This is a genomic window from Streptomyces sp. 3330 (genome assembly GCF_031456635.1).
In the GTDB taxonomy this organism is placed as follows: domain Bacteria; phylum Actinomycetota; class Actinomycetes; order Streptomycetales; family Streptomycetaceae; genus Streptomyces.
This window is the reverse complement of sequence record NZ_JAVDVA010000020.1, coordinates 25,600-38,459: the sequence shown is the minus strand read 5'-3', so window position 1 is coordinate 38,459 and position 12,860 is coordinate 25,600. Positions and strand designations below refer to the sequence as shown.

Genomic DNA, 12,860 nt, shown 5'->3' with positions numbered 1-12,860 from the left:
GGCAGGGACGCCGTGGAGAGGGATGTCGAGGGGCGGGCCGCCCTGCTGAGCCGGGGGCGGCTTCCCGGAGGGCCCGGTGCGACCGCGCGGTCAGCCGAGGCGCCGCGCGAGCGCCCGGGGGGTGGGCCGGTCGAAGACCGCGCGCACCGGGAGCCGCGGATCGAGGCCTCGGGCGCGGACGCGGCCCGCGAGCCGCAGCGCGCGGAGCGAGTCGCCGCCCAGGGCGAAGAAGTCGTCGTCGGGGCCGACGTGTTCGAGGCCGAGCACCTCCGCGAACAGGGCGCGTACGGCGTCCAGGGGGCCTTCGGCGGGAGCCGGACGTCCGGGGAGCCCGGTGAGCGCCCGGCGGAGCCCGGCCGCGACGCGCTCGGCGGTTTCCCGGTCGAAGAGGTCGGGCCGGTAGCGGAGTTGGAGGTGGAGCCGGTCGCCGGGCACGCCCATGACGGTCATCGGGTAGTGGTAGGCGTCCCGGCCCTCCAGACCGGACAGCCGCACGGCTCCGGCGCGCACCTCGTCCGCGTCGGCGGGGTAGTTCTCGAACACGGTCGAGGTGTCGAAGAGCGGGGCGCCGCCGGCCAGCGCGTGGATCCGGGACAGACCCAGGTGGTGATGGGGCGCGAGGGCGGACTGTTCCTCCTGGACGCGGGCGAGCAGGCGTTCCAGGGGCTCGCCCGGCACCGGACGCACCCGCACCGGAACGGTGTTGATGAACATCCCGACCCCGTGCTCCACGCCGGGGAGCTCCGGGGGCCGCAGGGACACGGTGGTCCCGAAGACGACGTCGCGCCGTCCCGTCGTCTCGGCCAGGACGAGGGCCCAGGCCGTCTGGAACAGGGTGTTGAGCGTGACCCGGTGGGTCCGGGCCAGCTCGGTCAGCGCGGCGGTCTCCGCCTCGGTCAGCTCCGTCACGACCCGCTCGGGCAGCAACGGCGTGCCGCCGCGCGCGGCGTGCGGCGCCAGCAGGGTAGGGCCGTCGAGACCGGCCAGCGCGTCCCGCCACGCCTTCTCCGCGGCGTCCCGGTCCTGCCCGGCCAGCCAGGCCAGATGGTCACGCACGGTGGCCCCGGGTACCGGCCTGGGCAGTCCCGCGCCGGTCTCCCGGGCCTCGTACAGGGCGACCAGGTCGCGCAGCACGACCGGCAGGGACCAGCCGTCGAGCAGGAGGTGATGCACGGTCAGGACCAGGGTGTGGCGCTCCGCCGTCTCCCGCAGGAGGGTGAAGCGCGCCAGCGACGGCCCGGTGAGCGGGAAGCGGGCGCCCCGGTCCGCGGCCAGCAGCTCCGCGCGCTCGGCCTCCGGCGCGCCGGGGAGGAGGTCGTGTTCGGCCCAGGCCGGTTCCACGTCCCGCAGCACCACCTGCACCGGGGTGCCGGAGCCGAGAGTGTCGAAGGCGGTGCGCAGCGGTGCGTGCCGGCGGACCAGGTCCCGGCAGGCGTCGCGCAGGGCGGCGCGGTCGAGCGGGCCGTCCAGGTCGAGCGCGAGCTGCACGGTGTAGACGTCCGCCGTGTCCTCGTCGTACAGCGCGTGGAACAGCAGCCCTTCCTGCAGGGGCGTGAGCGGCAGCACGTCGGTCACCGTGTGCCGGGCCCGGTGCGCCGCGAGCGCGTCGAGCTCGTCCTGGCCGATCCGCTCCCCGGCGACGGCCACCACCCCCAGGTCGGACGGGGTGAGACCGCCCGCGCCGGGGCCCGCTGCGTGCGCGACGAGTGCGCGCAGCGCCCGGAACCAGGTGTCGGCGAGTCCGCGCACGACTGCCTCGTCGAGCAGCTCGCCGGGCCAGGACCAGTGGGCGACCAGGCGTGGCCCGTCGGGGCGTTCCTCGGTGACGGCGTTCAGGTCCACGGCGTGCGGCAGCGGCATCCCGGGGTCGGCCGGGGGGACGACGGCGTCGGGCTCGTCGGCGGCCTCCCAGTCGGCGGCGCGGCCCGCGGCGAAGCGGCCCAGGTAGTTGAAGCCGATCTGCGGGGTGCGGCCGGAGGCGAGCAGGGGACCGGTGTCGCGGTTGACGTGGCGCAGCAGCCCGTAGCCGATGCCCCGGTCCGGCACCGCGCGCAGCTGCTCCTTCACGGTCTTGACGGCACGGCCGAGCGCGGCCCCGCCGGCCCATACGTCGTGCCAGTCCGTGGCCCCCGCGTCCAGGCGTACGGGATACAGGGCGGTGAACCATCCCACCGTGCGGGAGAGATCGAGTCCGGGGGCGATCTCCTCCTGGCGTCCGTGGCCCTCCAGGTCGACGAGGACGCCACCGGTCCGGTCAGGTCCGCGCCAGTGGGCCACGGCCAGGGCGAGCGCCGACAGCAGGATGTCGTCGATCCCGGCGTGGAACGCCTCGGGCACGGTCGTCAGCAGCGCGGCCGTCTCCTCGGCGGGCAGGGTCAGGGTGAGGTCCTCGCGGGTGGCGTAGACGTCGCGGGCCGGGTCGAGCGGGCGGGCGGTCAGCAGCGGGTCGTCGGCGGCCGACACCTCCTGCCACAGCGGGAGTTCCGCCGTGCGCTCCGGGGCGTGGGCGGCCTCGGTGAGACGCCGCGACCAGGTCCGCAGGGAGGTCGGTACCGCGTCCAGCGCGGCGAACGCGTCCTGTCCGGCCACCGCCGCCCGCCAGGCCGCCGCGAGGTCGGGCAGCAGGATCCGCCAGGACACGCCGTCCACGGCGAGGTGGTGCACCAGCAGCAGCAGGCGTCCCGGCTCCGTCTCGCCGCGGTCGAGCCACACCGCCCGCAGGACGCGGCCGCCGCGGGGGTCCAGCGCGCGCCGTGCCGCGAGGGCGAGTTCCACGAGGTTCTCGCCGGGGGCGCGGTGCCGGGTGAGGCAGTCGGCGGCCCGCACGGAACCCCGCGCGCCCACGTCCAGCGTCCACCCGGCGTCGCCGTCGCAGTCGTCTCCACCGGTGTTGTCGGCACCGCTGTCGTCGAGCCGCAGCCGCAGCGCGTCGTGCCGGTCGAGGACCGCCTGGAGAGCCGTCAGGAGGTCCCTCTCGCGCAGCCCGGCCGGGACGCGCACCAGCAGGGACTGATGGAACCCGGCCATCGGCCCGCCCTGCTCCCGCAGCCAGTGGGCGATGGGCGTGAGCGGCACGCGTCCGGTGCCGGCGTCGTCGGGCTCCGCGGCGGGCGCCGGGTCGGCGGCCCTGGCCACCGAGGCGAGCGCGGCCACCGTGCGGTGCCGGAACACGTCGCGCGGGGTGAGGACGAGTCCGGCGCGGCGGGCCCTGGCGACGAGCTGGATGGACAGGATGGAGTCCCCGCCGAGTTCGAAGAACCCGTCGTCCGGACCGACGCCCGGCACCCCGAGCACCTCGGCGAAGAGCGCGCACAGCGTCTCCTCCACCGGCCCTGCGGCGGCCCGTCCGCCCACGGCGGTGAAGGCGGGGGCGGGCAGCGCCTTGCGGTCGAGCTTGCCGCTGAGCGACAGGGGGAGCCGCTCCAGCGGTACGAACGCCTGCGGGACCATGTGCTCGGGCAGGCCGTCGGCGCAGTGGGCGCGCAGCGCCTCGGCGTCGAACGCCGGCGCCCCGGCCGGGTCCGCGGGGACGACGTAGGCGACCAGACGTCTGACGCCGGGCCGGTCCTCACGGACGACGACCGCGGGGGCGCCCACGGCCGGGTGACGGGCCAGGACGGACTCGATCTCGCCCAGCTCGATCCGGAAGCCGCGGATCTTCACCTGGTCGTCGGCCCGTCCCAGGTAGAGGAGTTCGCCGTCCTCGGTCCAGCGCACGATGTCGCCGGTGCGGTACATCCGCGAGCCCGGCGGGCCGAACGGATCGGCGACGAAGCGCTCGGCGGTCAGCGCCTGCCGCCCGTGGTACCCGTGGGCGAGCTGGACGCCCGCCAGGTACAGCTCGCCGGGAGCGCCCGGCAGGGCCGGTTGCAGCCCCGCGTCGAGCACGCGGACGCCGGTGTTGTCGACCGGGCGGCCGATGGGCACCGAGGCGGTGGACGTGCCGCGGCGGCTGCGCCGGTGGGTGACGTCGACGGAGGCCTCGGTGGGCCCGTACAGGTTGTGCAGTTCGGCGCCGGCGGCGTCGAAGAGGTCGTGGAAGCGGTCGGCCAGGGAGGCCGGGAGCGCCTCGCCGCTGCAGATGACCCGGCGCAGGCCCGTGCAGTCGGCGGCCTTCGGGCTCCGGAGGAAGGACTCCAGCATGGACGGCACGAAGTGCACCGTCGTCACGCCCTCGCGCCGGATCAGGTCCGCCAGGTACTCGGGGTCCTTGTGCCCCTCGGGCCGGGCAACGACCAGCGTGGCGCCGGTGATCAGCGGCCAGAAGAACTCCCACACCGACACGTCGAAGCTGGACGGCGTCTTCTGCAACACCCGATCCCCGGGAGCCAGTTCGTAGGCGGACTGCATCCACAGCAGCCGGTTGACGATGCCCTGGTGGGGGACGAGCACCCCCTTGGGACGGCCGGTCGAACCGGACGTGTAGATCATGTAGGCCGGCTCGCGCGGATCGGCGCGCGGCAGCACACCGCCGTCGGCCACGGCCTCCGCGGCCAGCCGGCCGTAGACCTCCGGGGTCACCACCAGGGCGGGGGAGGCGTCGTCGAGCATGTAGCGGACGCGGTCCGGCGGATAGTCCGGGTCCACCGGCAGATAGGCGGCGCCCGTCTTGTGCACGGCGTACAGCGTGACCAGCAGGTCGAGGGAGCGGGGCAGGGCGACGGCGACGATCCGGGACGGGCCCGCGCCCCGGGCCCGCAGAGCGTGCGCCAACCGCGTGGCGCGCCCGTCGAGTTCGGCGTACGACAGGGTCGCGCCCTCGAAGACGACGGCCGGCGCGGACGGCGTGCGCGCGGCCTGCGCGGCGAACAGTTCGGGCAGCGTGGTCGCCGGATGCGGGACGGCCGGTCCGGTCCCGGCGGCCGACAGCGCCGCGAGATCCTCCGTGTCGAGCGCGCCGACGCCGCCGCAGGGCAGCTCGGGTGTGGCGGCCAGGGCGCCCAGGATCCGCACCAGACGGCGGGCCAGCCGCCGCGCGGACGCCTCGTCCACGACATCGGCCCGATGACTGAGGTCGAGGCGCAGCCGCCGTCCGGGTACGGCCACCAGACTCAGGGGGTAGTGCATCGTGCCCGTGGTGGCCGTGTCCTCCAGGAGGGCGACGCGCACCCCGCCGAACGTCCGGTCCAGCGACTCCTCGTCGAAGGGGGCGTTCTCGAAGACGACCGCGGTGTCGAAGAGGTCGCCGAGGCCGGTGAGGCGCTGGATGTCGGCGAGCCCGAGATGGTGGTGCGGGAGCAGCGCGGACTGCTCGCGCTGGACGCGCTCCAGCAGCGCGCCGAGCGGTTCGGCGGGATCCAGCCGCACCCTGACCGGGACGGTGTTGATGAAGAGGCCCACCGTCTCCTCCACGTCCGGCAGTTCCGCCGGCCGGCCCGAGACGGTCGCCCCGAAGACCACGTCCTGGCGGCCGGTCGCCCGGGCCAGCGACAGCGCCCAGGCGGCCTGCACCAGGGTGTTGACCGTGAGGCCGCGCGTACGGGCGAAGCGGGTGAGGTCCGCCGTCAGCTGCTCCGGGAGACGGGTGACCACGCGCTGCGGGAACACGGACGGTCCGTCGGCCGCCCCGGCGGGCGCCAGGAGGGTCGGCTCGTCCAGGTCGCCGAGGGCCGCGCGCCACGCCTGCCCGGCGGCTTCCCGGTCCTGCCCGGCGAGCCAGCCGAGATGCCGGCGGAAGGACGGCGCGGGCGGCATCCCTTCGGCGCTGCCGCCCCGTTCGTACAGCTCGAACAGATCGCGCAGCACCAGCGGGAGCGACCAGCCGTCCAGCAGGATGTGGTGGTTGGTCAGGAGCAGGACGTGCCGGTCGGCGGCCAGGCACAGCAGCCGGAACCGTACGAGCGGAGGGGCGGAGAGGGTGAAGCGGCGCTCGCGGTCCTCGGCCGTGATCCGGTCGAGCGCGGCGGACCGCTCCGCCTCGGGCAGCGGGCTCAGATCGTCCTCCGCCCAGGGCGCCTCCACGGCGCGCGGCACGAGCTGGACGGCCCGTCCCGTCCCGCGCTGGAGGAAGCCCGCCCGCAGCGCGGGATGCCGCGTCAGCACGGCGTCGCAGGACCGTCGCAGGGCGGCCCGGTCGAGCGGCCCGGTCAGCTCCAGCGAGGCCTGGACGGTGTACACATCGCTGCCCTCGTCGTCGTACAGGGAGTGGAAGAGCATGCCCTCCTGGAGGGGTGTCAGCGGCAGGATGTCGAGGTCGGGGCGGTTGCCGGCGGTCGGCCGGGGCGCGGTGCTCGGCGTCGCGTTCACTGGGCGGACTCCCATACGGCCATCAGCTCGGCCAGTTCGTCGTCGGGCAGGGCGATCGGCGGCAGGTCCGCCTCCTCGGTCCGGTCGGGGGTCTCCGGGGCCAGGTCCTGGGCGACCTCGGCGAGCGCGGCGGCCGTCCGGTGGGTGAAGACGTCCCGGGCGGTGAGGACGAGTCCGGCGCGACGGGCCCGCGCGACCAGCCGGACCGAGAGGATGGAGTCGCCGCCGAGGGTGAAGAACCCGTCGTCGGGACCGACTCGGTCACGGCCGAGGACCTCGCCGAAGAGGGTGCACAGGAGTTCCTCCCGTGGGCCGGCCGGAGCGCGTCCCGCCGTGTCGGCTGTGTCGGCCGTGTCGGCGGGAGCCGGGAGGGCCCGGCGGTCGATCTTGCCGTTCCGGGTCAGCGGCAGCCCGGGCAGCGCCACGAACGCGGCGGGCACCTGGTAGTCGGCCAGCGACGGGGCCAGATGCGCCCGCAGTTCGGCGGCCGTCGGCACGCGGTCCCCCGGCGGCGGCACCACGTAGGCGGTCAGCCGCTTGACGCCGGGAGCGTCCTCGCGCGCCACCACACAGCACTGGGCCACCGCGGGGTGCCGGGCCAGCGCGGCCTCGATCTCACCGGGCTCGACGCGGAACCCGCGGATCTTGATCTGGTCGTCCGCGCGGCCGAGGAAGACGAGCTCGCCCCGGTCGTTCCAGCGGACCAGGTCACCGGTGCGGTACATGCGCCCGCCCGGCGCCCCGAACGGGTCGGCGACGAAGCGCTCGGCGGTCGCCTCGGGACGGTCCAGGTAGCCACGGGCCAACCCGGCGCCCGTCAGGTGCAGTTCACCGGCCACGCCGGGCGGTACGGGCCGCAGCGCGCTGTCCAGCACGTAGGCGCGCATGCCGTCCAGCGGCCGTCCGATGGGCACCGTCGCCGGCACGGCGTCCCCGGCGCGCATGCGGTGGCGCGCCGCGAACACGGTGGTCTCGGTGGGGCCGTAGCCGTCGACGACGACCAGGGCCGGGTTGACGCCCAGGACGGCGCGCACGGCCCGGCCGGGGACGACGTCGCCGCCCGCCCACACCTCGCGCAGCCCGGCGAAGCTGCCCGGCGACTCCTCGGCCAGCAACCGGAACAGGCCTGCCGTCAGCCACAGCGCGGTGACCCCGTGCCCGGCCACGAGCCGTTCCAGCAGCGGCCCGTCGAGCTGGCCGGGCGGCGCGAGGACGATCCTGCCGCCGCCGAGCAGCGGCACCCACATCTCGTAGGTCGCCGCGTCGAAGGCCTGGGTGGAGTGCTGGAGCACCGCCCGGTGCGCCTCGGCGGTGAACGCGCTGTCCCCGGCCAGGTCGAGGACGGCCCGGTGGGTCACCCCGACGCCCTTGGGCTCACCCGTCGAGCCCGACGTGAACAGGACGTAGGCGAGCTGGTCCGCGCGCACCTCCGGGAGCGGACCCACGGCGGCGGGGACGGCCGGGCCGGGTTCGTCCACGACGAGGAGCTGCCCGGCGGCGAGCTCGCGCGCCGCCTCGCGTGAGGCGAGGTCGGTCAGCAGGACGCGGGCCCGCGTGCGGCCGGTCATCGCACGCAGCCGGTCGGCGGGGGAGCGGGCGTCCAGCGGCAGGTACGCGCCGCCCGCCTTGAGCACGGCCAGCAGGGAGACGATCAGTTCGGGTGAGCGCTCCTGGAGAACGGCGACCCGCTCCTCGGGCCGCAGGCCGAGGGCGAGCAGCCGGTGGGCCAACGCGTCCGCACGGGAGTCGAGTTCGGCGTAGCTCAGACTGCCCGCGGCACCGGTGACCGCGACGGCGCCGGGCGTGCGGGCCGCCTGTTCGGCGAACCTCCGGTGGATCGAGGTGTCCGACGGGGGTGCGACCGACGCGTTCCCCTCGTGCAGGACGCGGGAGCGCTCCGCGGGGGACAGCAGGTCGACGGCGGCGAGCGGGGCGTGCGGCGCGGTGGTGAACGCCTCCAGGAAGCGGGCGGTGCGCGCGACGACGGCCCGGGCGGTGGCGCGGTCGACGAGATCGGGACGGTACGCGAGCCGGAGGGTCAGCCGTTCACCCGGTTCGGCGATGAGCGTCAGCGGATAGTGCGTCGCGCCGTAGCTGTCGGCGGCGCGCACGGTCAGCCCGTCCCGCTCCCGGACGGCCTCGGCGCCACCGGAGTGGTTCTCGAAGACCGTGGAGGTGTCGAAGAGCTGGTCGAGCCCGGTCTGCCGACGCAGGGCGGCGAGGCCCACATGGTGGTGGGGGGAGAGCGCGGCCTGCTCGTCCTGGAGCCGGCCGAGCAGCCGCTCCAGCGGCTCGGCCGCGTCGAGCCGCACCCGTACCGGCACGGTGTTGATCAGCAGTCCTGCCAGTCGGTCGACGCCGGGGAGTTCGGCCGGGCGCAGCGACACGGTGGTGCCGAAGACGACGTCGTCGCGGCCGGTCAGCTGCCCCAGAGTGACCGCCCACGCGGCCTGGACGACGGTGTGGGGCGTGAGGGAGCGGGCGCGGGCCGCGGCGGTCAGCGCCGCGGTGCGCACCGGGTCCAGGCTCACCCGGACGTGCTCGGCCAGGACGGGCGCCCGGCCCCGGTCCGCGTCGGGCACGGCGAGGGTCGGCTCCTCGACGCCGTCCAGCGCGGCGGCCCAGGCCTTCTCGGCCGTCTGCCCGTCCTGCACGGCGAGCCACTCGGCGTAGTCGCGCAGGGTGACGGGAGCCGGCGCCCCGGGCTCTTCGCCCGCGTACGCGTCGAGCAGGTCGTCCAGCACCAGACCGAGCGAGGCGCCGTCGAGCACGATGTGGTGGCCGGTGAGGACGAGCACGTGCCGCTCGGCCTCCAGACGCACGAGCAGGAAGCGCACGAGGGGCGCGGCCGCCATGTCGAACGGGCGCGCGCGGTCGGCGGCCAGCTCACGGGCGACGCGTTCCCGCTGCCCGTCGGCCGGCAGTCCGGTCAGGTCCAGTTCGGTCCACGGCACGCCGTGCGCCCCGGTGATCACCTGCACGGGCCGGCCGGACCCGGTGCGGCGGAAGGCGGCGCGCAGGCACTCGTGCCGGGCCGGCAGGGCGTCGCAGGCGTCGCGCAGCCGGTCCGGGCGCAGCGGGCCGGACAGTTCGTACGCCGTCTGCGCGATGTAGGGGTCGATACCGGCCGTCCCGCCGCCCGCGCCCTCGTACTGGGCGTGGAAGAGCATGCCCTCCTGGAGCGGGGTGAGCGGCAGGACGGCCCCGTGCCCGGGATGGGAGACGGCCAGGGCGGCCCGCTCGGCCGCGTCCAGGGCGATCAGCGGAAGGCGGGAGCGGCCGGGCGGCTCCGGGCTCGGGGCGGGCCCGCGCGCCACCTCGGCGAGCCCGGCGACGGTCTTGTGCCGGAACACGTCCTGGGGGGTGAGGACGACCGACGCCTCCCGGGCGCGCGCGGCCAGCCGTACGGCCAGCGGGGAGTCGCCGCCGAGTGCGAAGAAGCTGTCGTCGATGCCGACCCGGCGCACGTCGAGGAGTTCGGCGAAGAGGGCGCACAGCGTCTCTTCGACGGGGGTGCGGGGCGCGCGGCTGTCGGCCGCGGCGGTGATCTCCGGCGCGGGCAGGGCGGCGCGGTCGAGCTTTCCGTTGTGGGTCAGGGGCAGCGCGTCCAGGGCGACGAATCCGGCCGGGACCATGTACTCCGGCAGGGACGCGGCGAGGTGCTCCCGCAGCGCTCCGGCGTCCGGCATCCCTGCGCCGGGGGTGGGCACGACGTAGGCGACGAGCCTGCGGACCCCCGACGGGTCCTCGCGCACCACCACACCGCACTGCGCGACGGACGGGTGGCCGGCCAGGACGGACTCGATCTCCCCGGGCTCCACGCGGAACCCGCGCAGCTTCACCTGGGTGTCCGCCCGGCCCACGTAGGCCAGGAGCCCGTCCGGGCCGCGGCGGACGAGGTCGCCCGTGCGGTACATCCGCTCGCCGGGAGCGCCGAACGGGTCGGCGACGAACCGTTCCGCGGTGAGCGCGCCCCGTCCCAGATAGCCGCGGGCCAGTCCGGCGCCGGACAGGAAGAGTTCGCCCACGGCCCCGTCCGCCACCGGCCGCAGGGCGCTGTCGAGGACGCGGGCGTCCAGGTTGTCGACGGGCCGTCCGACGGTGGGGGCGGCCGCCGCGCGCAGGTCGCAGTACATCGAGTCGACGGTGCACTCGGTCGGCCCGTAGACGTTGCGGGCGGTCAGACCGGGGGTGGCGCGCAGTCGGGTCCAGAGGTCGTCCGGGACGGCCTCTCCGCCGAGCACGAGCACACGGGGGTGGTTCGTCCCCTCCAGCAGTCCGGCGTTCAGGAGCTGGCGGGCGTGGGTGGGCGTGGTGTCGAGCAGGTCGACGGCGTGCCGTTCGGCGTAGGCGGCGAGGGCACCGGCGTCCCGGCGGGTCGCGTCGTCGACGACGTGCAGCTCGTGCCCGGCGACGAGCCACAGCAGCGCCGTCCAGGAGGCGTCGAACACGAACGCGTTGGTCAGCGCCACCCGGAAGCGCTCGACCCCGGCCTCCGCCACGGCGGGCTCGATGAAGACGCGCCGGTGGTGCTCGTGGAGGTTGCTCAGGCTGCGGTGCTCGACGGCGACGCCCTTGGGCCGGCCGGTGGATCCGGAGGTGTGGATGACGTAGGCGAGGTTCCGGGGGAGCAGCGGCCGGGTGCGGTCACGGTCGGTGGGGTCGGTGTCCGGCAGTCCGGGCAGGCCCAGCCCGGCGTCCTCGAGGAGCAGCACCCGGGCGTCGTCGCCCCGGGGCAGGGCGTCGACCAGGCCGGAGCTGGTCAGGATCAGCGCCGGGTCGGCCTCGGCCAGGATCTGCCGGGTACGCTCGGCCGGGTGGTCCGGGTCCAACGGCACATAGGCGGCACCGGACTTGAGGACACCGAGCATGGCGACCACGGTGTCGGCGCCGCGCGGGAGAGCCAGCGCCACGCACTGCTCGGGTCCCACGCCGAGACCTGCCAGGAGATGGGCCAGCTGGTTGGCGGACGCGTTGAGCTCGCGGAAGGTGAGCGTGCGGCCCGGGGAGACCAGGGCGCGTGCGTCGGGGGTGCGGGCCGCCTGGGAGGCGAACAGGTCGGCGACGGTGGCGGGGGCGATCGGGCGGGGCGGCTGCCCGGACCCGGACAGCGCGGCCTCGGTCTCCGGGCCGGTGAGGGTGTCGAGACGGCCGAGGGGCAGGGCGGGGTCCGCCGTGGCCATGGCGGTGAGGAAGGCGAGGAAGCGCTCCTGGATCCGGGCCAGTTCGTCCGCCTCGTAGAGCGCGGGGTTGGCGTCGAAGGAGAACTGGAGCCCGTTGCCGTCGGAGCGTTCGTAGACGGAGACGGAGAGGTCCCCGACCGGCCCGTTGGACATGTTGTGAACGGTGAGGGGATGCCCGGCGAACGTGACGTCGAAATCGAAGGGCATAATGTTGATCATGGGGCCGAAAAGATGCCGTCCCTCGTCGAGCAGACGCAGATCACGGCGCAGATCCCCGTACGGATAGCGCTGATGGCGCAGCAGTTTCCTGAGTTCCGCGGAGACGGTGCGGAGCACGTCCCCGACCGTCATGTCCGGGGAAATGCCGACGCGCAGAGGGAGTTCGTTCGACACCATTCCCGGGACGTTCCGGGAGTCGGCTCCGTGGCGCGCGGAGACGGGAATTCCGAGGGTGATGTCACGTATTCCGGTGACGCGGTGGAGATGCGCGGCGACCGCCGCGACGACGACGGCCGACCAGGTGGTCCGGGCGGCGCGGGCGGTGGCGCGCAGCCTGTCCAGGACCTCGGGGGAGAGACGCGTGACCTGGCGCAGGAACGTGTCCGAGGGAGGTGCGGTGGCGCCCGAGCCGGCGTAGGTGGCGATCTCGTCGGGACGGGTGGCGAACCGCTCGGCCCAGTGCGCCCGGTCCTTGCCGTACTGCTCGGAGCGGCGGTAGGCGGCCTCAGCGTCCAGCAGCGCGGTGTAGGGAGCGAAGGGCCCCTCGTCGCCGGGCTGTTCGGACTCGCCGGCGGCCTGAGCGGCACGATCCGCGGCCCGACCGGTGGTCCGATCGGCGGCCAGCGCGGTGTAGACGCGGGCCACCCGGGCGGTGACGGCCGCGGCCCCGAACGCGTCGACGACGAGGTGGTGGTAGCGCTGGTGCCAGAAGTAGCGGTCGTCGGCCAGCCTGATCAGGGCGTACCCGAACAACTCCCCGTGGGTCAGGCCGACGGGGCGTGCCATGTCTGCGGCGATGTACGCGCGCGCCGCCGCCTCCGGGTCGTCCTCGCCGGACAGGTCGAGCCGGGTCAGCCGGGGTCCCGGCGGGTCGCCGAGCACCTGTCGCGGACCGTCGCGTTCCTCGGTCGGCCGGATGTGCAACGTACCGGCCTCGCGGACCACTTGCTCCAGAGCGGCCTCGAATATCGTGCCGTCGACCGGCCCGTGGATTTCCACGCATTCGCCGACGTTGTAGACGGGAGAATTCTGATTCAGCTGGTGCGCGAACCAGACCCCGCTCTGGGCTGCCGTCAACGGCAGCGAAGTGTGCTGGGCAGCAGACATGACTCCACCTCGGTCGGAGCTACGGCGGTCGGGAGCACCGCGGAATACCGTGAACGTGCCGCGTCGCGTGAGTCCTTGCGCAGGGGCGGACGCCTTGACGATGAT

The 12,860-nt window shown here is 75.2% G+C and carries 2 protein-coding genes; both read right to left on the bottom strand.

The genetic code is table 11. The features are described 5' to 3' along the window. Positions 1-90: 90 nt before the first annotated feature. Positions 91-6,246 (bottom strand): non-ribosomal peptide synthetase, encoded by a 6,156-nt coding sequence (locus tag J2X68_RS28895; protein WP_310435525.1) that lies wholly within the window; start codon positions 6,244-6,246, stop codon positions 91-93. Beyond that, positions 6,243-12,755 carry a non-ribosomal peptide synthetase gene (locus J2X68_RS28890; protein WP_310435524.1) on the bottom strand — a complete coding sequence of 2,171 codons (6,513 nt, stop codon included), beginning with the start codon at positions 12,753-12,755 and terminating at the stop codon, positions 6,243-6,245. The genes J2X68_RS28895 and J2X68_RS28890 overlap by 4 nt, the downstream gene beginning before the upstream one ends. Between the last annotated feature and the right edge of the window lie 105 nt (positions 12,756-12,860).

Excerpts from the sequence above, each read along its gene's own strand:
- J2X68_RS28890 (WP_310435524.1), bottom strand. The coding sequence starts at position 12,755 with ATGTCTGCTGCCCAGCACACTTCGCTGCCGTTGACGGCAGCCCAGAGC.